Origin of the sequence: Variovorax sp. KBW07 (assembly GCF_003852515.1) — a bacterium.
Lineage (GTDB): Bacteria > Pseudomonadota > Gammaproteobacteria > Burkholderiales > Burkholderiaceae_C > Variovorax.
On record NZ_QAJK01000143.1, the window covers coordinates 1 to 22,561 of the forward strand.

15 protein-coding genes are annotated in these 22,561 nt (G+C 70.0%); 11 read left to right on the top strand and 4 right to left on the bottom strand.

Features of this window, described 5'->3' with window-relative positions; genetic code table 11:
* Window positions 1–165 precede the first annotated feature (165 nt).
* Window positions 166–798, bottom strand: a complete 633-nt coding sequence (locus DBV14_RS26180; protein WP_124463637.1) for a cysteine hydrolase family protein — start codon at window positions 796–798, stop codon at window positions 166–168.
* A gap of 111 nt (window positions 799–909) precedes the next feature.
* Between DBV14_RS26180 and DBV14_RS26185 the strand changes: the two genes are divergently transcribed.
* Entirely contained in the window at window positions 910–1,911 is a 1,002-nt protein-coding gene (locus DBV14_RS26185) for a GlxA family transcriptional regulator (RefSeq protein ID WP_124463639.1), read from the top strand.
* A gap of 45 nt (window positions 1,912–1,956) precedes the next feature.
* Here DBV14_RS26185 and DBV14_RS26190 read toward each other — a convergent pair whose 3' ends face one another.
* From DBV14_RS26190 to DBV14_RS26200, 3 genes are all read right to left on the bottom strand, one after another.
* On the bottom strand, window positions 1,957–3,945 hold the full coding sequence (locus DBV14_RS26190; protein ID WP_260397236.1) for an ATP-binding protein: 1,989 nt from the start codon (window positions 3,943–3,945) through the stop codon (window positions 1,957–1,959).
* Window positions 3,942–5,030: an ABC transporter substrate binding protein gene (locus tag DBV14_RS26195; RefSeq protein WP_260397237.1), complete on the bottom strand. Its 1,089-nt coding sequence runs from the start codon at window positions 5,028–5,030 to the stop codon at window positions 3,942–3,944. Before DBV14_RS26195 ends, DBV14_RS26190 begins: the two co-directional genes overlap by 4 nt.
* Before the next feature lie 213 nt (window positions 5,031–5,243).
* Window positions 5,244–7,145 (bottom strand): hybrid sensor histidine kinase/response regulator, encoded by a 1,902-nt coding sequence (locus DBV14_RS26200; protein WP_124463641.1) that lies wholly within the window; start codon window positions 7,143–7,145, stop codon window positions 5,244–5,246.
* 161 nt (window positions 7,146–7,306) lie between these two features.
* On the opposite strand from DBV14_RS26200, the gene phnD (DBV14_RS26205) reads away from it, so the two are divergent.
* From phnD (DBV14_RS26205) to DBV14_RS26250, 10 genes are all read left to right on the top strand, one after another.
* Window positions 7,307–8,359 (top strand): phosphate/phosphite/phosphonate ABC transporter substrate-binding protein, encoded by a 1,053-nt coding sequence (gene phnD, locus DBV14_RS26205; protein WP_124463643.1) that lies wholly within the window; start codon window positions 7,307–7,309, stop codon window positions 8,357–8,359.
* Between the two features lie 213 nt (window positions 8,360–8,572).
* A complete protein-coding gene (phnD, locus tag DBV14_RS26210) occupies window positions 8,573–9,625 on the top strand; it encodes a phosphate/phosphite/phosphonate ABC transporter substrate-binding protein (protein WP_124463645.1) in 1,053 nt (350 codons plus the stop codon).
* 154 nt (window positions 9,626–9,779) lie between these two features.
* Complete coding sequence (gene tssK / locus DBV14_RS26215; RefSeq protein WP_124463647.1) at window positions 9,780–11,111, top strand: type VI secretion system baseplate subunit TssK; 1,332 nt, start codon at window positions 9,780–9,782, stop codon at window positions 11,109–11,111.
* A 35-nt stretch (window positions 11,112–11,146) separates the two neighbouring features.
* Window positions 11,147–12,523, top strand: a complete 1,377-nt coding sequence (locus DBV14_RS26220; protein ID WP_124463649.1) for a DotU family type VI secretion system protein — start codon at window positions 11,147–11,149, stop codon at window positions 12,521–12,523.
* A complete protein-coding gene (tssM, locus tag DBV14_RS26225; protein ID WP_124463651.1) occupies window positions 12,520–16,122 on the top strand; it encodes a type VI secretion system membrane subunit TssM in 3,603 nt (1,200 codons plus the stop codon). The genes DBV14_RS26220 and tssM overlap by 4 nt, the downstream gene beginning before the upstream one ends.
* A complete protein-coding gene (gene tagF / locus DBV14_RS26230; protein ID WP_124463653.1) occupies window positions 16,119–16,799 on the top strand; it encodes a type VI secretion system-associated protein TagF in 681 nt (226 codons plus the stop codon). Before tssM ends, tagF begins: the two co-directional genes overlap by 4 nt.
* Window positions 16,796–18,832: a serine/threonine-protein kinase gene (locus tag DBV14_RS26235; RefSeq protein ID WP_124463655.1), complete on the top strand. Its 2,037-nt coding sequence runs from the start codon at window positions 16,796–16,798 to the stop codon at window positions 18,830–18,832. The genes tagF and DBV14_RS26235 overlap by 4 nt, the downstream gene beginning before the upstream one ends.
* Before the next feature lie 55 nt (window positions 18,833–18,887).
* Window positions 18,888–20,474, top strand: a complete 1,587-nt coding sequence (locus DBV14_RS26240; protein WP_124463657.1) for a murein transglycosylase A — start codon at window positions 18,888–18,890, stop codon at window positions 20,472–20,474.
* Between the two features lie 31 nt (window positions 20,475–20,505).
* A complete protein-coding gene (locus DBV14_RS26245; protein WP_124463659.1) occupies window positions 20,506–21,255 on the top strand; it encodes a hypothetical protein in 750 nt (249 codons plus the stop codon).
* 27 nt (window positions 21,256–21,282) lie between these two features.
* A complete protein-coding gene (locus tag DBV14_RS26250; protein ID WP_124463661.1) occupies window positions 21,283–22,458 on the top strand; it encodes a hypothetical protein in 1,176 nt (391 codons plus the stop codon).
* Window positions 22,459–22,561: the final 103 nt, after the last annotated feature.

The following is a 22,561-nucleotide window of genomic DNA, read 5'->3' on the forward strand; positions in this document are numbered from 1 at the left end:
TGGTGTACCGCTGATCAACGACCACTCTGATGACGCTCACGCGGATGGTGTGCTCTGCGCAGCGAAATAAAGGAGGAGCGAAGCGGGGGACATTCGCGGAGCAGAGCACACCGTCGGCGTGGGCGTCGCCCTGAACGTACCCCACTCAGACGGCGAACAGACGCCTCAAACGCCCCGAGCGCGCCGGTTGGACATGACCACGTTGTCCTTCGCAATGGTCAGGCCTTCCTGCATCGCAGTGATCCAGGCAGCCGTCGACGTCACCGCCGCGAAGTTGCTGTGGAACACCACGCTGAACACGCGATGGATTTCTTCCGCCGTCACCTTGCCCGCTGCGTTCTCGTACGGCAACGCACCACTCGCGTCAGACAGGAACTCCACGTTCAGCCCCCGGTGCATTGCCTCGAAGACAGTAGACGCGTCGCAGTTCTGCGTCATGTAGCCCACCACGCTCAACGTGTCGATCTCGTGGCGCGACAGCCACTCGGCGAAGTCGGTGCCCGTGAACACGCTCGGGAACGTCTTCGTGACCAGGTGGTCGCGCGGGCGCTTCGCGATCTCGGGGTGCAACTGGCCGTTGTGCGTGTCGGCCTGGAACACCGGAGCGCCCTTGGGGGCGTGGTGCTGGACCACCACCACCGGCGTTCCGGCTGCGCGGGCCGCGTCCATTGCCCTGGTCACGTTCGGCAGCGTGTCCAGGATGGGCGGGTATTCGATCGGCAGGCCGCCGCCTTCGAAGTATTCGTTCTGCACGTCGATCACGACGAGGGCGCGGCGCGGGGCGGGGGTGTTGCTCATGGTCTTCTGGCTCCTTCTTCTCTGGTTGTGTGGTGGGTATGGGCTCTATTCTTTGCTTTTCACCCATCCCTCGAAAGTGGCCCGATAGCCAATCATCGATAAGATCGGGCCATGGCCACTTCAGCTTCCATCTCCGCTTCCAATCCTGCTGCAGAAACCATCGCCGTCGTTGCCTTCGACGGCATCAGTCCCTTTCACCTGTCCGTGCCCTGCATGGTCTTCGGCGAAGACCGCACCGAGACGGGGGCGCCGCGTTTTCGCATGCGGGTGTGCGCGCCGGAGCCGGGGCCGCTGCAGACCAACGCGGGCTTCACGCTGGTGGTGCCGCATGGCCTGGAGGCGATCCGCCGGGCGCAGATCGTGGTGGTGCCCTCGTGGCGCGACGACGGACGGCCCGCGCCGCCGGCGCTGATCCGTGCGCTGCAGGCCGCGCACAAACGAGGCGCCACGGTGGTCGGGCTGTGCCTGGGCGCCTTCGTGCTGGCCGAGGCGGGGCTGCTCGACGGGCGACCGGCGACCACGCACTGGCACCTGGCACCGGCGTTCGCGAAGCAGTACCCGAAGGTGAAGCTGCAGCCCGAGGTCTTGTATGTCGACGACGGCGACGTGCTCACTTCAGCCGGCACGGCCGCGGGCATCGACTGCTGCCTGCACCTGCTGCGCGTGCGCTATGGCGCCGAGACGGCCAACCGCGCGGCGCGGCGCATGGTGGTCGCGCCGCACCGGCAGGGCGGGCAGGCGCAGTACATCCAGCAGCCGGTGCCCGCCACCGCCGAGCGCGATCGCCTCGCGCCGCTGCTGGAGTGGCTGGGCGAGCACCTCGACGTGCCGCACGAGCTCGATGGGCTGGCCCGGCGCGCGCTGATGAGCCGGCGCACCTTCACGCGGCGCTTTCGTGAATCGACGGGCACGACGGTCGGGCAGTGGATACAGAACCAGCGCCTGGCACTGGCGCAGCGGCTGCTGGAAACGACGGACCATCCGGTCGAGCGCGTGGCGACCGGCGCGGGCTTCGGCTCGGCGGTGTCGCTGCGCAAGCATTTCCTGTCGGCGTTCAAGGTGTCGCCCACCGTGTACCGCAGGCAGTTCTCGCGGGCCGAAGAAGTGGCCTGAAGCGCGCGTGCGCGGCGATGCGATGGCGCAAGCGGTGCGCGCGGATCAGGCCGCGTGCGCGTGCCGCCGCGTGGTCAGCAGCGCGCGCAGCTTGGCCGGTGCCACCGGCTTGGTCAGCAGCATCACGCCGCCGTGGCGCAGCCGCTGCAGCACTTCGGGCCCGGTGGCGCCCGACACCAGCACCGCCAGTGCATCGGGCTGCAGGCGCTTGGCGGCTTCGATCAGGTCGACACCATCGCCATCGCCCGCCAGTTGCAGGTCGCAGAGCACGGCGTCGTAGTGCAGGTCGCCGGTGCCCAGCCGCGCGATGGCCTCGGCGCCGGTGGTCACGCATTCGACCTGGCAGCCCCATTGCTCCAGCAGCGAGCGGCTGCCGTCGAGGATGGCCGGGTCGTCGTCCACCACCAGGCAGCGCAGGCCGGCCAGCGGCGCGGGCGCCAGCGGCGGCACTTCGGGCGGCGCGGTGTCGGTGGTGCGCGCGGCGGGCAGCGTGAAGGCGAAGGTGCTGCCGGCCTGCAGCGCCGAGCGCACGGTGATGCGGGTGCCCAGCAGGGTCGCGATGCGCGCGCAGATCGCCAGGCCCAGGCCGAAGCCGCGGCGCCGGTCGCGCTCGGTGTTGGCCACCTGGTAGAACTCTTCGAAGATGCGGCCCTGGTGAATGGGCGCGATGCCCACGCCGTTGTCGCGCACCTCGATGCGCACGCCGGCCGGGCTGCGCCGCGCGGCCACCAGCACGGTGCCGCCATCGGGTGCATGGCGCAGCGCATTGGCCACCAGGTTGCCGACGATGCGCTGCAGCATGGCCGCGTCGGTGCGCACGGCCAGGCCGCGGTCGCTCCAGCGCAGGCGGATGCGCGCCTCGATGGCGCTGGCGGCATGCTGCGCATCGAGCTGGTCGAACAGCGCCGCGAGCGGCACCTTGGTGATGGCCGGCGTCAGCACCTGCGCATCGAGCCGCGAAATCTCGAGCAGATCGTCGAGCAGCACGCCCATGAACTCGGTGCTTTCCTGCAGCCGCAGCACGGCCGGGCGCTGCGTGGCCGAGGCACCCGGCAGCAGCCCGTCGATGAACAGGCCCATGGCATGCAGCGGTTGCCGCAGGTCGTGGCTCGCGGCCGCCAGAAAACGCGCGCGCGACAGCGCGGCCTGCTCGGCCTCGGCCATGCGCTGCAGCGCCACGGCGGTGGCTTCGCGCACGCGCTCTTCGCTGATCTGGCGGTTGCGCTGCAGGCGTTCGGCCAGGCGGTCGATGTCGTGCGCCAGCACCGCCAGTTCGTGCTTGCCGCGCGTGCCGCCCGCCACCACGTCGCAACGCATCTCGAAGTGCCCGGCCTCCAGCGCGGCCACCGTGCGCGACACGCGCCGCAGCGGCCGTGCCACGGTGCGCGCCATGTGGCGCACCGAGGCCCAGGCGGCCAGCAACGCGACCAGCGCGATGCCGATGCCCGCAATGAGCGAGCGGCTGCGCTCGCGCGTGTAGGCCGTGGTGTCGCGGAAGGTCTGCACCAGTCCGATGGGCGTGTCGCCCGCCGCGGTGGAGCCCGCGGGCGCGAAGGCGCTGGCGCGCGAGGCCTCGCGCAGCGTGACCGGCGAAGTGAACATGCGCAGCTGCGCGAGCGATGCGGTCTTGGGCCCGGCCGTGACGTACACGCCGGCGCTGTTGCTGATCTCCACGCGCGTCACCTGGCCGCCGCGCAATGCCGCGTTGGCCACGTTCTGCAACGCGGGCAGGTCGCCGGCATACAGGCTCAGGTCGGACATGGCCGCCACCTGGCGCGCAACGGCCTGGCCTTCGGCGTCGAAGGCGGCTTCGAGCGTTTGCAGCCGGCTGTGCGTGAACCACCCCGTGAGCGCGAGCGCCACTGCGGCGCACGGCACCACGCCCAGGCGGAACAGGTCGCGCTGCAGGTTGCCGCGCATGACCAGCGTGTGGGTCGAGGGGTTGCCGCGCGCCTGCGCATCGGGCGGCATGGGCGCATGGTCGCCCGCGGCCCCGGCGCGTGCCGGGTCTGGGGGGGCGAGTTCGGTGTTCATCGCGGTGCCGCGAGTCGTTCGGTCAGTTCCCGTTCTTCCGGCAGGCGCAGGCCGAGTCCGCGTGCCACGGTGGCGTTGACGCGCACGGTGGCCGGCGTGGCGGCCTCCACCAGCGGTGCGCCGTTGCTGCCGCCAGCGGCTGTACTGGCACTGGCACTGGCACTGGCGACCTTCTGCCCCAGCAGGCGGGCCTGCTGCGCGAGCTGCGACGGCGTGGACACCGCGGCGGCCAGGCCGCCCGAGCGCACCAACCCTTCGCTGGCGCCGAACACCGGCAGGCCGGCACCCGCGCCGGCGCGCAGCACCGACAGCGTGGCCGCCTGGTTGTCCCCGATGAGGTCGGGCAGCACCATCAGCGCATCGCTTTGCGGCACCACGACGCGCAGCGCGGCGGCGAGCGAGCGCGCATCGGGTGCGTATTCCACGCGCACGTCCCAGGCCGGGTTGGCGCCTTGCGCCGCGCGCTGCAACTCGCGCACCAGCGGTTCCGATTCAGGCGTGGCGACCACGCCGATGCGGTGCTTCTGCGGCAGCACCGCGTTGATGAGCGCCAGCTGGTCGGCCATGGCCGGGTCGCGCAGCAGCACGCCCACGCGCCGGTCGCCACGCCGCAGCGCGGGGCTGCCGGCCTTGAGGGCTTCGTAGTCGAGCCGGCTCAGCATGGCCAGCACCAGCGGTTCCTGGCCCGGCCGTTCGACGGCGGCGCGCGCGGCGGCCGGGCCCACCGCCATGGTGAGGCCCGCATCGGCCGTGCGCAGGCTGCGCGTGCGCACGCCGGCATTGGCCGCGCGCTCGGCCTCGGTGCCGGCTGCGGTGCTTGCGCTGTCCGCCGACAGCGGCGGCTCGGTGCCGCCGGGCGAGAGCCGGACCAGCTCGAAGCGGCTGCCCGGTTCCTGGTCCGCGCGCAGCTGCTGCACGAACTCCGACGACGCCGCGATGTCGTCGCCCATCAGCACCGTGAGGCTGGCCGCCGATGCGGCGTGGCCGGCCAGCGTCAGACCCAGGCACAGCCCAAGGCACTGCAGGGCCCGTGCCACCGGGCGAGGGCACGCGCGTGCGCTGACGAACGGAAAAGGGTGTTTCAAGGCAACGAACATCGACTGCTTTCGCAGCAAGGGGCAATGATCCAATGTAAGGACGGGCCCTGCTTCGCGCGATAAGGCGGAGGGCTTATGTCAGCCGCCGCGACGGCCTGCCCGCGTGACGGAATACGCACCCCGGCGGCCGCTCGGCCTATGTCCGATGGACTACCCGGACACCTACCCCGAGCTGTTGCTTGGCCTGCTTCCCGGCCCGCTTCAACCGGCCTCGCCGGCCAGTTGCAGCGCGGCCAAGCGCTGTGCCTGTATGGCCTGGCGCAGCACGCGCGGCGACACCGGCTTGTAGAGCACGGTAATGCCCGCGCTGGCCACTTCGCGCAGGCGGTCGGGCTTGGTCTCGCCCGTGACCAGCAGGCGCGCGGTGCCGGGGCCGATGCCGCGCGGATGCCGCTCCAGCGCGGCGATGACCTCCAGCCCGTTGTCGCCGCCCTGCAGCAGCAAGTCGCTCACCACCACGTCCGGCGGCTCCGCCCAGGTGTCGGCCAGCGCCAGTGCTTCGGCGCGGGTCTGCGCGGCCATCACCTGCGCGCCCCAGTTGGCGAGCACCACGGACAGGCCTTCGAGAATGGTGCGCTCGTCGTCGATCACCAGAATGCGCAGGTTCGCGAGGCTGGTTTCTTCTTCCTCGATGCCGGCGGCCGAGGCGGGCGTGCTCGCCGGCGCGGGCAGGGCGGCCGGCGCCGAGCGCACCAGCACCCGCACGCAGGTGCCCTTGTGCAGCCTGGATGTGAGCTCGACCCGCGTGTTGAGCAGCTCGGCCAGCCGCTGCACCGTGGCCAGGCCCAGCCCCATGCCGCGTGCGCCGCGCGCCGCCTGCCGGCCCGTGGGCTCCACCTGGTAGAACTCTTCGAACACCCGCGCCTGATGCTGCAGCGCGATGCCCACGCCGGTGTCGAGCACGTCGATGCGCACGCCACGGCCGCGCCGCCGCGCGCCGATCAGCACGCCGCCTTCGATGGTGTGGCGCAGCGAATTCGACACCAGGTTGTTCAGGATGCGCGAGAGCATCACGTAGTCGCAGCGCACCCACACGTCGGTCTTGCGAACCACCAGCCGCAAGCCCTGCTGCTCGGCCACCGGGCGGAAGTTGCGGCTAATTTCATCGAACAGCCGGTCGAGCGGAAAGTCGGCCCACTGCGGCTGCAGCACGCCCGCGTCGAGCTGCGACAGGTTGAGCAGCTCCGAGAACAACCGGTCCAGCGAGTCCACGCATTCGCGGATGTGGCCGATGCGCTGCAGCTTCACCGGGTCGGTCTCGCCGTTGGCCAGCCCGTCCGAGAACAGCGTCAGCGCGTGCAGCGGCTGGCGCAGGTCGTGGCTGGCGGCGGCCAGCAGGCGGGTCTTGGCCTGGCTCGCCACCTCGAGCTGCGCGTTCTTGCGCGCCAGCTCGGTCGTCGCCTCGTTGATGCGGCTTTGCAGCAGGCTGCGGCTTTCGGCCAGCGCGCGCGCCGCCTGGTTGAAGCCGTGTTGCAGGTGCCGCACTTCCGAGGTGCCCTCGATGGTCACCCGCGCGTCTTCGCCCGCGCCCAGCCGGTCGACCGCCTTGCCGAGCGCGCGGATCGGCGCGCTGATGCGCCGTGCCGCCCACCAGCCCGCCAGGCCCACGCCGATGAGGCTGATGGCCAGCACCAGCACCACGTTGAGCCACACCGAGCGCCGGGCCTTCTGCACCGCGCCGAGGCCGATCTCGACCATCACCTTGCCGTTGTGGCGGCCGTCGTCGCTGACGATCGGCACCACCACCTGCAGGCCTTCGCCGCGCACGCGGTCGACGGTTTCGGAGTTGGCCACGATCTCGCCGTCTTCGGTCCAGATCTGCACCTGCTGCACATGCGGCTGGTACGTGCCCGACTGGGCCGTGCGAGCCAGCGCACGCCGGTCCATGCGCGCCAGCGGCGCCTGCGCCACCGTGGCCACCTGCATCGCCACCGTCTGCGCATTGGCGCGCATCAGCTCGGTGAGGTTGCCCAGGTGCTGCCGCGTCAGCACGGCAATGGCGGCCAGCGTGGCCAGCGTGGCCGGCACCAGCGCCAGCAGGATCAGCTGCTGGGCAAAGGTCAGGCGGGCAAGCCCGCGGAGGACGCGGAAGTTCCAGTTCATGAGGGCCAGGCACGCATGGAGGCCGAGCTTAGGGGCCCCGGCCAGAACATGGAAGGCTGGAAAAACATCACAAGAAATACTCGCATTTGATATTTAATGGCGTCCGCAAGCCCATGTTAGACCCGCTGTTCCGCGGCGGCCCCATGTCTTCCGGTACCACTATGCAGGTTTTCTTGCGCCGATTTGCCGATGTCCAGGGTGCCCTTCGAATGGCAGCGCTGGCCTTGCTCATGGGCCTGCCGCTGGTGGCCGCGGCCCAGGGCAGCGGCAGCAACACCACCGGCCCGCAAGAGGCGCCGGTGCGCTTCGGCATCCTGCCGCTCGGCGGCGCCTTCGAGTCGCGCAGCGACTGGGACCCGCTGCTGGCCGAACTCAGCCGCGCCATCAACCGCCCGGTGAGCGTGCTGTCGGTCAACTCGTACGAGGCGCTGGAGCAGGCGATCCAGCGCGATGAGGTCGACATGGCGTTCCTGTCGGGAAAAATGGCGCTCGACGCCGTGACCCAGCGCCGCATGAAGGTGGTGGCGCAGGTGGTGCGGCACGACGGCCTGCCCGGTTACCGCGCGCTGCTGCTGGCGCGCAAGACGCCGCCTTTCAACACGCTGAAAGACCTGCTGGCCCAGCCCGAGCGCTGGCGCCTGGCGCGCGGCGAAAAGCAGTCGGTGTCGGGTTTCATCGTGCCGCAGCTGCAGCTCTTTCTGCCGAACCACATCGTGATGGAGACGCGCTTTCTGAGCGAGACCGTGGGCACGCACCAGACGAACGCATTGGCCGTGGCGAACAGCGAGGCGGACGTGGCCACCAACAACTCGGCCGATTTCGAGCGCTTCAAGCAGCGCTTTCCGGCGGAGACGCAGCGGCTGCAGATCCTGTGGGAGTCGGACCTGATTCCGCATGCGCAGATCGTGGTGCGGCGCGAGTACCCGGCGGCGTTGCGCACCCGTGTGCAAACCTTCCTGGTCAACTACGGCCGAAGCAAGGGGCCGCGCGGCGACGCGGAGCGGATGGTGCTGAAGTCGCTGCACGACCTGGCGGGCTTCGTGGCGGCCGACAACACGTCGCTGCAACCTGCCGCCAAGCTGGCCTACCAACTGGCACGCCAGAACGCGATGACGGCCCAGTGGGTGAACGACGCCGCGCGTGAGGCGCGGCTGCAGCGCATCGACAGTGGCTATGCCGAGCAGGTCGGTGTGCTGAAAGACGTTACGCCTTGAGCCTTGTGATGAACGCGCTTGCTGTCCGTTGCGTTGTTCCTTTGGTGCGTGACTTGCGTTGTTCAGGGCGACGCCCGCGCCGACGGTGTGCTCTGCTCCGCGAATGTCCCCCGCTTCGCTCCTCCTTTATTTCGCTGCGCAGAGCACNNCATTCGCACGCGCCCCGAATGTTTCTGCCCCGAGCAGCCGCAGCGCCAGAACAGAGCCACTGAAATGCCCCCAAGACTCAAACGATTGCTGGCAGCAACATTGCTCTTCAGCGCAGCCGTTGCAGGACTGCTTTCACCGGCCTCGGCACAAACTGCAGCAACAGCACCCGAGAAGAACCAGCAAGCCATCCGCTCCATCCGCTTCGGCGTGCTCCCCCTCGGAGGTACCGTTGAATCCCGGGCTTTGTGGACCCCGCTCATGGCCGACATGAGCCGTGCTCTCGGCATTCCCGTCAGTTCCTATTCCGTCCCGACCTACGAAGAGCTCGACCGTGCCATCGGCCGCGACGAGATCGACATGGCTTTTCTCTCCGCCAAGATGGCGCTCGACGCCGTCATGCAGCGGCGCATGAAAGTCGTCGCGCAGATCGCGCGGCGCGCCGGCATGCCCGAGCACCGGGCCGTGCTGCTGGCCCGCAAGACAGGGCCCTTCAACACCCTCGAAGGCATGCTCGCCCAGCCCGAGAAATGGCGCCTTGCGCGTGGCGACAGCCGCTCCGTGACCGGCTTCGTCGTGCCGCAGAGCCAGCTCTTCCTGCCCAACAACATCGAGATGGAAACGCGCTTTCGCAGCGAATTCGTCGGCACCCACCAGGCCACCGCGCTCGCCGTGGCCAATGGCGATGCCGACGTGGCCACCAACAACACCACCGACTTCGAGCGCTTCAGGCAGCAGTTTCCCGTCGAGGCCGAAAGACTGCAGGTCATCTGGGAATCGGAGCCGCCGCCCGGCGCGCCCATGGTCGTGCGGCGCGACTACCCGCCCGAGTTCCAGGCGCGGCTGCAGAACTTCCTGACCAGCTACGGGCAAGGCAAGGGCGCGCGCGCCGATGCAGAGCGCGAAGTGCTGAAGTCGCTGCGTGCGGCCTACGGCTACGTCGCGGCCGACGACAGCGCGCTGCTGCCCGAGGCCAGGCTCGAATACCAGCTGGGCAAGCAGCGCGCCATGGCCGCCTCGTGGGTCAACGAGGCCGCGCGGACGCAGCGGCTGCAGCGCATCGAGAAGACCTACAACGAGCAGGTCGAGACCTTGCGGGCACTGGCCGCGGGGCGCTGAGCGCCCAGCGGCGGCCGTTGCCAGGCCCCGCGTCTACTCCCTTCGCCGTACCTCCAAACCCCTCCGTCTAGACCATTAGGCGGATTTGCCATCCGCCCTGCGCGCCGGAAACTTCGTGTTTCTTTCAGGCACCCTTGCCGTTGACGGAGTGCGGATGAGTTGGCGAACAAAAGTGGTCTGGAGCGAGGGGATGCTGTTGCAGCCTCAGCACCTGCAGCAAAGCGAGCGCCATGCCGATCATGCGCGGCATGTGCTGTTGCGCATGACCACCCCCTACGCCTGGGGCTTTGCCGAGCTTGAAATCGACGCGGCCGCGCTCACGCTCGGCAAGCTGGCGCTGGTGCGCGCGGTCGGGGTGTTCGGCGACGGCACGGTGTTCGACATGCCGGCGGTCGATCCGCTGCCCGAGCCCATCGACATTCCTTCCTCGATGCGCGACGAAGCGGTGGTGCTGGCGCTGCCGCTGCGCCGCGCCGGTGCGCGCGAAGCCGATGCGGAAGACTATGAAGAGCTGGTGCGCCACCGCGTGCTCGAATCCGAAGTGCCCGACTCCAACACCGCCGGCGAGCGCACGGCGATGCTGCAGCTGGGGCAACTCCACACGCGCCTGATGCGCGCCAGCGAAGCCACCGACGCATGGACCACGCTGGGCGTGGCCCGCGTGGTCGAGCGCCGCGTCGACAACCAGGTGCAGCTCGATCGCGCCATGCTGCCGCCGCTGCTCGACGTGGCCGGCCATGCCGTCATTCGCGCCTGGCTCGACGAACTGCTGGGCCTGCTGCGCCAGCGCGGCGAGGCGCTTGCGGGGCGCATGACGCAGGGCGGCACCGGCGGCGTGGCCGAGATTGCCGACTTCATGCTGCTGCAGGCGGTCAATCGCAACGAGGCCCTCTTTGCGCACCTCGCCAAGAGCGCGATGCTGCACCCGCAACACTTCTTCGAGCATGCGCTCGGGCTGGCCGGCGACCTTGCGAGCTTTCGCGATTCGCGCCGCGTGGCGCACTTCGGTCCCTATATTCATGACGACCTGGCACTGAGTTTTCGCCCGGTGATGGACGACCTGCGCCGCAGCCTGTCGATGGTGTTCGAGCAGTCGGCCATTCGCATCGAGCTGCACGACCGCAAGCATGGCGTGCGCGTGGCGGTGGTGACCGACGTGGAGCTGCAGCGCAAGGCGACCTTCGTGCTGGCGGTGAACGCGAACATGCCGAGCGAAGCCCTGCGCGCGCGCTTCCCCACGCAAGTGAAGATCGGTCCGGTCGAGCGCATTCGCGACCTCGTCAACCTGGCATTGCCGGGCGTCACGCTGACGCCGATGCCGGTGGCGCCGCGGCAGATTCCGTTTCACACGGGCGCGAATTATTTCGAACTCGAAACGCGCAACAGCGACCTGTGGCGGCAGCTGGAGCAATCGGGCGGCATCGCGATGCACATCGCCGGCGACTTTCCCGGCCTGGACCTCGCGTTCTGGGCCATTCGTTCCTAGCAGCCCCGCGCGGCCGACGGAAACGGAACACCATCATGAGCACACCTCCCGACCCCTTCGCGGCCTTCGAGTCGGAGCGCACGGTCATCAAGCCCAAGCCGCGCACGCCGGGCGGCGCGCCGCCGGCGCCTGCACCCGCACCGTTCTTTGGCGGCCCTGATCCGACACCCGCGGCCGAGGTCGGCGAGCTGGGCCTGCTCAATCCGCTGGTGTCCGCCGCGGGCAAGCTGCTGGTGCTGATCGGCAAGCTGCGCAACCTGGCGCAGCCGCCGAACGTGCCGGCGCTGCGTGCCTCCACCGCCGATGCCGTGAACCAGTTCGATGCCAACGCGCGCCGCGCGGGCGTGAGCAATGAATCGGTGCTGGCTGCGCGCTACGTGCTGTGCACCGCGCTCGACGAAGCCGTGGCCAACACGCCGTGGGGTGTGCAGGCCGGCTGGAACAAGCAGAGCCTGCTGGTGCAGTTCCACAACGAGACCTGGGGCGGCGAGAAAGTGTTCCAACTGCTGGCCAAGCTCGCGCAGGACGTGCCCACGCACCGCCAGTTGCTGGAGCTCATCTACAGCGTGCTGGCGCTCGGCTTCGAAGGCCGCTACCGCGTGGTCGACAACGGCCGCGCGCAGCTCGACTCGGTGCGCCAGCGCCTTGCCGACCTGATCGCCAAAGACCGTCCGCCACTCGAAGCCGAGCTGTCGCCGCACTGGCGCGGGCAGGGCGCGGGCACGGTGCGGCTGCGCGAGTCGCTGCCGCTGTGGGTGTTCGCGGCGGGCTTTGCGCTGCTGCTGGCGCTGGCGTGGTTCGGCCTGCGGCTCACGCTCAACTACCGCTCCGACACCACCTACTCGGCGGTGTCTGGCCTGCGCGTGCCCAACCTGCAGATCGCGCCGCCCGCCGCGCCGGCCAAGTCGCCGCGTCTGGCGCGCTTTCTCGAACCGGAGATCAAGCAGGGCCTGGTCACGGTGACCGACGAGGCCGACCGCAGCGTGGTGCGGCTGCGCGGCGATTCGTTCTTCGGCTCCGGCAGCGCCGAGCCGATGGCGTCGTCGCTGCCGGTGCTGCGCCGCATCGGCCAGGCGCTGGCCGAGGTGAAGGGCGACGTGCTCATCACCGGCCACTCCGACAACCAGCCGATCCGCTCGCTGCGCTATCCGTCGAACTGGCACCTGTCGGCCGCGCGCGCCGACGCGGTGAAGGGCGCGCTCACCACGCTGGTCGACCCAGCGCGCATGCGCGCCGACGGCAAGGCCGACGCCGAGCCGGTGGCCGCCAACGACACGCCGGCCAATCGCGCGCGCAACCGCCGCGTCGACATCGTGTTGCTCACCGAACCCGACCGGCTCGTTGCGGCGGCGCCGGTGGCTCCCACTGCCCCGGCTGCTCCCGTCGTTCCCGGTACAGGAGCGAAGAAATGATCAAGAAAATCTTCGGCTTCCTGTTCAGCCCGTTGCTGTTGACGCTGTTGGCGCTGATCGTCGTCGCGCTGCTGATCTGGTGGGTCGGCCCGCTGGTGAAGGTCGGTGCGCTGGCACCGCTCGAAAGCGAAATGGTGCGCGCCATCGTCATCGGCGTGATCGTGCTCGTGGTGCTGCTGCGCGCGCTGTATCGCCGCTGGCGCGCGCGCCGTGCGAGCCAGCACCTGACCGACGGGCTCATGAAGGCGCCAGCCGCCAAGTCCGATGCGCCAGTCAACGGAGAGCAGAAGATCCTCGACACGCGCTTCAGCGAAGCCGTCGCCACGCTCAAGCAGATGCGCCTGCATGCCGCCGGCAAGAAGCCCGGCTGGCGCGACTGGATGTCGATCTCGGGCGGCAGCTACCTGTACGACCTGCCGTGGTACGTGTTCATCGGCGCGCCGGGCGCGGGCAAGACGACCGCGCTGGTCAACTCGGGCCTGAGCTTTCCGCTGGCCGAAAAGTTCGGCCCCGGCGCCATTCGCGGCGTGGGCGGCACGCGCAACTGCGACTGGTGGTTCACCGACGAGGCCGTGCTCATCGACACCGCCGGCCGCTACACCACGCAAGACAGCCACCAGTCCGAAGACAAGAGCGCGTGGGAAGGCTTTCTCAACCTGCTGAAGAAGTCGCGCCCGCGCCGGCCGCTGAACGGCGTGTTCCTCACCGTCAGCGTGGCCGACCTGCTGAGCCAGGGGCCGGAGCAGCGCACGCAGCTTGCCGCGTCGATCCGCGCGCGCCTGCTCGAACTCGACGCGAAGCTCACCACGCGGCTGCCGGTGTACGTGCTCGTCACCAAGAGCGACCTGCTCTACGGCTTTACCGACTACTTCGACGACCTCGGCAAGGAGCAGCGCGCGCAGGTCTTCGGCTTCACGCTGCCGGCGGACGAGAACGTGCAGCTCGAAGAGAAGGGCCTGTCGAATGCCTTCGCGCGCGAATTCGCGCTGCTGCACACCCGCGTCAACGACGGGCTGATTCCGCGCATGCAGCGCGAGACCGATGGCACGCGGCGCGCGGCCATCTTCGGCTTTCCGGCGCAGTTCGGCTCCATCGGCTCGCTGCTGTCCGACCTGCTCGACCAGGTGTTCACCGGCTCGCGCTTTGCGCAGCCGCCGTGGGTGCGCGGCGTGTACTTCACCAGCGGCACGCAGGAGGGCAGCCCCATCGACCGCGTGATGGGCAGCCTGTCGCGCAGCTTCGGCATCGAACGCGCCATGCTCGCGCCGCAGAAGAGCAGCGGGCGCAGCTACTTCCTGACGTCGCTGCTGCGCGACGTGGTGTTTCCCGAGCAGCGCCTGGCGGGCGCCGACGTCAAGCTGGAGCGGCGCCGCCACACCTTGCGCGTCGTCGGCGTGACCGCGATGACGCTGCTCACCGTCGGCCTGCTCGCAGCCTGGGGCTACAGCACGCTGCAGAACATGAACTACCTGAAGTCGGTCGAGGCCCGCGTCGCGCCCGCGCAGCAGACCCTGGCCGCGCTGCCCGCGCGCGTGCAGAACCTGGTCGAGGTCGCGCCCGTGCTGCAGGGCCTGCGCGACATCTGGAAGACGCCCGACAACCGCCAGGGCGACGAGCCGCTGTCGATGACGCTGGGCCTGTACCAGGGCGACAAGCTCGACGCCGCCGCCATGCTCACGCACCAGCGCGCGCTCAACGACGCCTTTCTTCCGCAGATCGCCAAGCGCATCGAAGACCAGCTGCGCACCGCGCAGAAAGACAACCTCGAGTACACCTACGAGGCGCTGAAGAGCTACCTCATGCTCTACCAGCCCGAGCACTTCGATGCGGAAGCACTCAAGGCCTGGATCACGCTCGACTGGGCCCGCAGCCTCGACCGCGGCATTCCCGAAGACCAGCGCAAGGCGCTCGAAGACCAGCTCGACGTGCTCATCGCACAAGGCCCGCCGCGCTCGCCGCTGAAGATGGACGAGAACCTGGTGCGCAGCGTGCGCGCCGTGCTGGCCAGCTATCCGCTGGAGCAGCGCGTGTTCAGCCGCCTGAAGCGCCAGCGCGCCACCAAGGACATTCCGGCCTTCAGCGTGGCCACCGCCACCGGGCCGTCGGGGCCGCTGGTGTTCGAGCGCATCAGCGGCAAGCCGCTGACCGAAGGCGTGCCCGGCATGTTCACCTACGACGGTTATCACAAGCGCTTCCAGAACGAAGTGACGGTGCTCACCGGCCTGCTGGCGGCGGAAGACCCGTGGGTGCTGGGGCAAGACCGCAACACCGCCGACCGCCTGCGCGACGTGGCCGCGCTCGGCGTGCTCACCGACCGCGTGCGCCGCCTGTACCTGGAGGAATACGTCAAGCAGTGGGAAGCGCTGCTGGCCGACGTGCGGTTGATTCGCGCCAACGGCCTGGAGAAGAACATCGAGACCGCGCGCATCCTCTCGGGCGTGGGCTCGCCGCTGGCCAACTTCTTGCGCGCGGTGGTGAAAGAGACCACGCTGATCCCGCAGGGCGACACCGGCAAGGACGTGGTCAGCAAGGCCACGGAAACCGTGCGCAACACGCGCAAGGGCCTGGAAGACCTGTTCGGCGGCGACCCCGGCAAGCAGGTAGCGCCGGGCAAGCGCATCGAGAGCATCGTGGACGACCGCTTCGAGCCGCTGCGCCGCCTGGTTACCGCGTCGGCGCCCAACCAGCCCGCGCCCATCGACGACGCGCTGAAGCTCTTCAACGAGGTGTACGTGTACCTCAACGCGGTCGACACGGCCGTCAAGGGCCGCACCTCGCCGCCGCCCGGAGACGTGGCGGGCAAGCTCAAGTCCGACGCCGGCCGCCTGCCCGAGCCGGTGCGCACCATGGTCGAGAACCTCAGCCAGTCGGGCGCGGCGCAGGCCCAGGTGGCCGAGCGCGGCAACCTGAGCCAGGACCTGCGGCCCGTGACCGAGTTCTGCGCGCGCGCCATTGCGGGCCGCTACCCGTTCTCGCCCACCAGCAAGCGCGATGTGCTGCCCGAAGACTTCGGCCAGATGTTCGGCGCCGGTGGCCTGATGGACGACTTTTTCCAGAAGCGGCTGGCCACGCTGGTCGACACCAGCACGCGGCCGTGGCGCTACAAGCCGGTGGCCGAGCGCGGCGCCGTCACCACGCAGGCGCTGGCGCAGTTCGAGCGCGCCGCGCGCATCAAGGACATCTTCTTTCGCGCGGGCGGCCGTGGCCCGTCGATGCGGCTGGACTTCAAGCCGGTGGAAATGGACGCGGGCATTACCCAGTTCATCCTCGACGTCGATGGCCAGCTGGTGAAGTACGCGCACGGCCCCGTGGTGCCGATGGCCGTGCAGTGGCCGGGCCCGAAGGGCAGCAACCAGGTGCGCATCCAGGTCAGCCCGCCGTCGGCCACCGGCAGTTCGGGTTCGGCGGTCGATGGGCCGTGGGCGCTGTTCCGCGCGCTCGACGACGGCCAGCTCGAAGCCGGCGACGCGCCCGAGAAGTTCTTCATCACCTTCCAGATCGGCGCGCGCAAGACGCGCTTCGAGGTCACGACGAACAGCGTGCAGCACCCCATCCGTTTGCGCGAGCTGCGGGAGTTTTCCTGTCCGGAGGGGTTGTGAGCCCGGCCTCTTCTTCTCCTCCTTCCTTTTCGGCGTCGCTGTTTGTCTCGGCCGAATTGCCCGGATGGTTCGGCAAGCTGCCGGGCATGGGGGACTTTGCGCACCGGCGCCTGCCCGAGTCGTTCCGCGCGGTGTGGGACCCGTGGCTGCAACGCGGACTGGCGCGGCTGCGCGACCGGCACGCGGACTGGACTTCGCACTACCTCGAAGCGCCGATCTGGTGCTTTGCGCTGGGGCCGAAGGTGGCGGGCGAGCGCGCATGGATCGGCGTGCTGATGCCATCGGTCGATGGGGTGGGGCGGTACTTTCCGTTCACGCTGGCGGTCGAGCTCGATGCCGACGTGGCGGACAGCCTCGATGGCGAGGCGCTGGCGGCCGCGCTGCACTGGTGGTCGCTGGCGACGCAGGCCGCGCTCGAAGGGCTCGATGGCGATCTGGATGCATTGCGCTTTGACGCGGTGCTGGCGCGCCTGTTCGCCGTGGTGGCAACCGCCGCTGTTGCCGAGATCGCCGCCGATGGCGAAGCTGCATTCGGCGTCGGGTCGCTGCAACTGCCGGGGCCGGGCGCATCGCTGTGGATGGGCGACCCGGCCGTCGAAGGCGCGGTCCGCATGCTGGCGACCGGCTTGCCCCGGGACGCGCAGTTCGACGCCTTGTTTCTCGGGGGTGGGGAATGACCGACGCGCCGGCCGGCACACCGCCGCCTGAAGACGACCGCACGCGCGTCGTGGCGCGGCCGGTGCAACCCGCGCAGCCCACCCAGCTCACCCAACCTACAGGTGGTGGCGACACGGGCGCGACGGTCATCACCGCCGGCACATCTGGCACGGCGAGCATGCCCGGAGCATCCGGTACATCAGCAACGCCGGTGACCAGTCCCGCCACCGGCTCAGGACCGCACGAAGCGGGCCTGCTGCCCGTCGGCGGCCGCCTCGCCGAATTCGAGATCACGCGGATCATCGGCCAGGGCGGCTTCGGCGTCGTCTACGAAGCCTGGGACCACGACCTCGAACGCGTGGTCGCCATCAAGGAATATTTGCCCACGTCGCTGTCGACCCGCCAGCACGACGGCACGGTGGTCCCGCTGTCGGAGCGGCACCGCGAAACCTTCGACCTGGGCATGCGCAGCTTCATCAACGAAGCCCGCCTGCTGGCCCAGTTCGACCATCCGTCGCTGCTCAAGGTCTACAGGTTCTGGCAGGAGCGCGGCACCACCTACATGGTGATGCCCTTCTACAGGGGCGACACGCTCAGGGAGGCGCTGGTGGCCATTCCCGCGGGCGTGGACGAGGCCTGGCTGATCCGCATCATGGACGGCGTCACGCAGGCGCTGGCGGTCATGCACCAGGCCAACTGCTACCACCGCGACATCGCGCCCGACAACATCATCCTGCTCGAAGGCTCGGGCCGGCCGGTGGTGCTCGACTTCGGTGCCGCGCGCCGCGTGATCACCGACAAGACGCAGGCGATCACCGTCATCCTCAAGCCCGGCTACGCGCCCATCGAGCAGTACGCCGAAATGCCCGACATGTCGCAGGGCGCGTGGACCGACGTGTATGCGCTGGCCGCCGTGATGCACGTGGCCGTGTGCGGCCGCGCGCCGCCGCCGTCGGTGGCGCGGCTGCTGTCCGACAGCTATGTGCCGCTCGCGGGCAACGACATCCTGCGCAAGCGCTACAGCTTGCGGCTGTTGCAGGCCATCGATGCGGGCCTGGGCGTGCGGCCCGAGCAGCGGCCGCAGTCGATGGCCGAGCTGCGCGCGGCGCTCGACCTGGAGGTGGGCCACAGCATTGCGCCGACGCCGCGCACGCAGCCGCCTTCGGGCGCGCGCAGCGGCAGCAATGCGAATGCCGATGCGGCCACCGTCATCGGGAACCCCGGCAATGCCGGCAACACCGGCGGCAGGAAAGCGCCGTCGACCGCGTCCGCACCGAAAGCGCCTGCCGATGCGGGCAAAGGCGCGGGCGGCGGAAAAGCCGTTGCAGCACTGGCGTCTCTCGCGGTCGTCGCGGCGGTGGCCGGCGGCGGCTGGTGGTGGTGGCAGGGCCGCGCGGCCGGCGACGACACGTCGGGCGCGGGCAAGCAATCCAGTACAGCTGGCACGGCGACCCCCACCACGCCGCCTTCGCAACCCGAGGCCAAGGTGGCCGAGGCGCCGCCCGCGCCCCCACCACCGCCGCCTCCTCCTCCCGCGCCGCGCACACCCACCGATTCGCTGCAATCGCTGGCGGCCGGCGCCGCGCCGGGCTTCGATGTCACGGCCGCGCCGAAGAAGGCCGAGGTCGCCATCGGCAAGGACCGGCTCGCCTTCGAGGTGCGCAGCAAGCGCGAGGGCTTCGTCTACGTGTTCCTGCTGTCGAGCGGCGGCGAGATGTTCCTGCTGTTCCCCAACCTGCTCGACAAGTACAACAAGATCACCGCCGGCGGCACGCTCGCGCTGCCGCGCGCCTCGTGGCCGATGGACGCGGGCGGCCCGGCCGGCACCGACCAGTTCGCGGTGCTCGTGAGCGAGCACGAGCGCGACTTCAGCGCCGCCGGCGTGCAGAACGACGGCGTGTTCCCGGTGTTTCCGCTGCCGGTGCTGGCCGCGCTCGAGGCCACGCGCGGCACGGGCCCATCCCCGCTGCTGGGCAAGCCCGTCTGCACGCCCGCCGGTGCCCCATGCAACGACGTCTATGGCGTCGCGAATTTCAAAATCGTCGAGAAGTAATCGTCTGTAGAGCGTTGGCCCCACGGGCTGCCCATTTCCGGACAAGGAGACTTTCATGAACACTTCGCAGCCGCCACGCCTCACCTCCCTTTCGCTTGCGCTGCTTCGCTGGGCAGCGGCCGCCGCCGTGGCCTCGCTGGCGGGCTGTGCCGCGCCACCGCCGGCATCGACCGCCTCCGACACATCCACCGCCGACACATCGGCCTCGCGTCCACCGCCGACCGGCGCCAGCGTGGCCGGCCAGGCGCGCACTTTCTCGACCCAGCTCGCCACCTACACCTCGGTCGGCTTCGACGCGGTGCCGGGCTGGTCGCGCGACGATTTCTCCGAAAGCTGGCCCGCCTTCCTGGGCAGTTGCAAGGTGCTGACCGGCCGCGGCGCCGAATGGAAAGAGGTGTGCGACCGCGCATTGAAGATCGACGGCAAGAGCAACACCGCGATTCGCGGCTTCTTCGAAAGCGGCTTCTCGGCCTACCAGATCCGCGACGACGACCGCAAGCCCGATGGCGTGGTCACCGGCTACTTCGAGCCCGAGATCGCGGGCGCCCGCCAGTACGGCGCGCCCTTCATCTACCCGGTGTACGGCCAGCCCGACGACATGCTGTTCGCCGACGCACGCAAGCTGCCCGCGGGCAACGGCACCGTGGCGGCCCGCGTCGAAGGGCGCAACGTGGTGGTGCAGACCGGCCTGAGCACGCGCGACATGGGCGCGCCCGGCCTGTATGCGCTCGACCTTTCGGGCGTTTCGCGCGACACGCTTGACCGCAAGGTGCGCCTGCGCGTCGAGGGCAAGCAACTTTTGCCGTACTACACGCGCGAAGAAATCGAGACCAAGGGCGCGCCCAATGCCAAGGTGCTGGCCTTCGTGAGCAGCGCCACCGCGCTGTACGAAATGCAGATCCAGGGCTCGGGCCGCATCAAGCTGGCCAGCGGCGAAGTCATTCGCGTGGCCTACGCCGAGCAGAACGGCCAGCCTTTCCGCCCGACGCTGGCGCAGGCCGCCAACGGCAAGCCGCGCAGCGCGGTGAAGGTGCGCGGCTCGTCCATCGAGCTGCAACTGGACGACGGCGATGACGACGACGACACCGGCGCCGTCGCGGCCGGCACCATCCGCACGCGCGGCTTCACGCTGGCACGGCCTGTCGCCAGCGGCCCGGTGGTGGTGCCGGGGCGGCGCACGGCCGGCGCGGTCACCGGCTCGGGCATCAAGGACCCGAGCTACGTGTTCTTCAAGGAAGCCACTTCGCCCGTGGGCGGGCCGGTGGGCGCCTTCGGCGTGCCGCTGTCGGCGGGGCGTTCGATTGCCGTCGATCCGCGCAGCACGCCGCTGGGCTACCCGGTGTTCGTCTCGACCCGCACGCCCGGCAGCGGCGCGCCGATGCAGCGCCTGACCATCGCGCAGGACACCGGCGGCGCCATCCGCGGCGCGGTGCGGGCCGACTACTTTTTCGGCAACGGCCAGCAGGCCGCGACCAACGCGCGCCGCATGAAGGAGCGCGGCCAGCTGTGGATTCTTCTGCCGCGCGGCCTGGCCGTGGCGCAGGCCGCGGTGTCGGGCGCCATCCGCACGCGCGGCGGGCCGGTGGGCGCCAACCTGCCGCAGTGCCTGGTGCCCACTGAAGGCGTGTGCGTCGACGACTGACTGATTGATCGACCGACCCCCTTGGCCCTCCATGCAAGAGACCCTCTCGTCCGCGGAAAGCACTGAGCTCGTCCGCCTCTGGCGGCGCCGGCAGACGCTGTCCTCGAACGAGATGGGCGCCATGTACCGCATCGTGGGCGATGCGCTGGTGGCCTGCAATCCGCCCGAGCTGCAGGTGCTGGGCGAAGGGCGGCAGGAGCTGGTGGCGCAGTTCATCTACGTCAAGGTGCTGCGGCTCGATGCCGACCCCGATGAATCGGAAGAGCGCGCGGGCCACAGCGCGCCCTCTACCGCCTTTGCGCTGTGCGCTTACTTCCGGCGCTACCTGATCGACTGCACGCGCGCCAGTTCGTTCCGCCGCAAGCTGTCCATCGGCGAGCAGATCACCGAGGCGCAGCTCGAAGACGAGATCGGCGCGGGCGAAGACCTTGAAGGCTGCCTGGCCGAGCACGGCCTGAGCGCCCGCGCGGTGCAGCAGGCCGCGCGCGCCTTCATTGCCGAATTGCCCGAGCCCGAGCGCCTGCTGCTGTGCGAAGGCTTCGGCAAGGAGGCCGAAGGCGGGCTGTCGGGCATTGCCTCGCGCCACGCCATTGCCTCGTACCACTACCGCGCGGGCCGGCTCGGCCTGGTGCACAAGCGCGAGGGGCTGACCGCGGACTACGCCAAGACCCGCCTCGGCGGCTGGCTCCAGCAGACGCTGGGCATTGCCATCGAGGCCGAGAACATGGCGGCGATCCTGCAGGTTTTCAAAATCCTCGGTGCTGAAGCGTCTTATGCCTGAAGACATAGCCATTCAGGAACAGACGCCATGAACAACGAACTCTGGCCCCCGCTCAGCGTGATCCGCAACGCGTTGGAAACCGGCGCGGCCGCACGCACGCCCGCTCCCGGCGACGACGCGCACGCCGGTGCCATCGCCACCGTGGCCATGCCGGGTTCGACGCCCGGAACGGGGGCCGAACCCGCGCCATCGGCGCCCCTGTCCGACCTGCTGCTTCCCCTCACCGAATTGGCCCGGCGCCGAGAGGCTGTCGCCCAGCGTGCCTTCAGCGCCCGCTGGGCGCCGGGCCGCCTCGTCAGCGTCGTGCATGAAGGGCGCCTGCTGGGCGTGCTGCTCGACCGCCGTATCCACGGCGAGCTGTGGCAGGGCTGGATGGCCGCGGGCGAAGCCGATTGGGCTTGCGCATTCGACGTGCTGCTGGAGCCCGACGACGAGCCTTTCGAGCCGATGTTCGGCGTGGTCCAGGCCTGGAACGTGCTCACGCTCGAGGCCAGCCCGCAGCTGTGCGCGCGCGTGCTCGGCGAGGTGTCGGCCACGCGGCTGGCGGCCATTCGCGCGGTGCACGACGAATGGGCCTCGCATGCGGCGCTGCCCATCGCGCCGGAGCCGGGGCGCATTGCACTGCGCACCGTGGGCGGTGTGTTTTCGGTGCTGTCCGGCACGCCGCTCGGCCCGCAAGACCCGCGCGCCGACTACCAGTTGCTGTACCGCGACGCGGGGCTGCAACTGGGCGCATCGCTGGCGCGGTCGCGTGGTGGCGAGACGCCCGCCCCCTCCGAACCGTCTGCGCGCGCCGTGCCGCAACCCCGGCCCGAGGGCGGCTGGTGGGGCAGCATCCGGCGCTGGTTCGGCGCGGACGGATGGACGCGCCCGGCCTTCGCGGTGCTGGCCCTGTGCGTGGTGGTGCAGAACATCGGTCTTCTCAGTGGCCCGGCCGTGGAAGACGACGAAGTGCGTTACCGCGCCGTGCCGGCCGCACCCGCTGCAGCACCGGTGCGTGCCGACGTGTTCGTGCGCTGGAACGACGGCGTGCGCATGGACGAGGCCGACCGGCTGCTGCAGTCCATCTCGGCCGAAGTGGTGGGCGGGCCTGGGGTCAGCGGCACGTGGCGGCTGCGCGTGCCGGACCCGGTCGAAGGGCTGGCGGTGCTGGCGGCATCGCCGCTGGTTGCGGCGGCAGGGCCGGCGTCGGAGCGGCCATGACGCTAGCCGCATTGCTCTTTTCTTTCTCCCTCCCCTTCCGGGGGAGGGCCGGGGTGGGGGCAAGCGGCGTATCCATCGGGCGCTCTGGCTGCCCCCATCCCGG

Excerpts from the sequence above, each read along its gene's own strand:
- DBV14_RS26180 (WP_124463637.1), bottom strand. The coding sequence starts at position 798 with ATGAGCAACACCCCCGCCCCGCGCCGCGCCCTCGTCGTGATCGACGTG.
- DBV14_RS26185 (WP_124463639.1), top strand. The coding sequence starts at position 910 with ATGGCCACTTCAGCTTCCATCTCCGCTTCCAATCCTGCTGCAGAAACC.
- DBV14_RS26190 (WP_260397236.1), bottom strand. The coding sequence starts at position 3,945 with ATGAACACCGAACTCGCCCCCCCAGACCCGGCACGCGCCGGGGCCGCG.
- DBV14_RS26200 (WP_124463641.1), bottom strand. The coding sequence starts at position 7,145 with ATGAACTGGAACTTCCGCGTCCTCCGCGGGCTTGCCCGCCTGACCTTT.
- phnD (WP_124463643.1), top strand. The coding sequence starts at position 7,307 with ATGCAGGTTTTCTTGCGCCGATTTGCCGATGTCCAGGGTGCCCTTCGA.
- phnD (WP_124463645.1), top strand. The coding sequence starts at position 8,573 with ATGCCCCCAAGACTCAAACGATTGCTGGCAGCAACATTGCTCTTCAGC.
- tssK (WP_124463647.1), top strand. The coding sequence starts at position 9,780 with ATGAGTTGGCGAACAAAAGTGGTCTGGAGCGAGGGGATGCTGTTGCAG.
- DBV14_RS26220 (WP_124463649.1), top strand. The coding sequence starts at position 11,147 with ATGAGCACACCTCCCGACCCCTTCGCGGCCTTCGAGTCGGAGCGCACG.
- tssM (WP_124463651.1), top strand. The coding sequence starts at position 12,520 with ATGATCAAGAAAATCTTCGGCTTCCTGTTCAGCCCGTTGCTGTTGACG.
- DBV14_RS26235 (WP_124463655.1), top strand. The coding sequence starts at position 16,796 with ATGACCGACGCGCCGGCCGGCACACCGCCGCCTGAAGACGACCGCACG.
- DBV14_RS26240 (WP_124463657.1), top strand. The coding sequence starts at position 18,888 with ATGAACACTTCGCAGCCGCCACGCCTCACCTCCCTTTCGCTTGCGCTG.
- DBV14_RS26245 (WP_124463659.1), top strand. The coding sequence starts at position 20,506 with ATGCAAGAGACCCTCTCGTCCGCGGAAAGCACTGAGCTCGTCCGCCTC.
- DBV14_RS26250 (WP_124463661.1), top strand. The coding sequence starts at position 21,283 with ATGAACAACGAACTCTGGCCCCCGCTCAGCGTGATCCGCAACGCGTTG.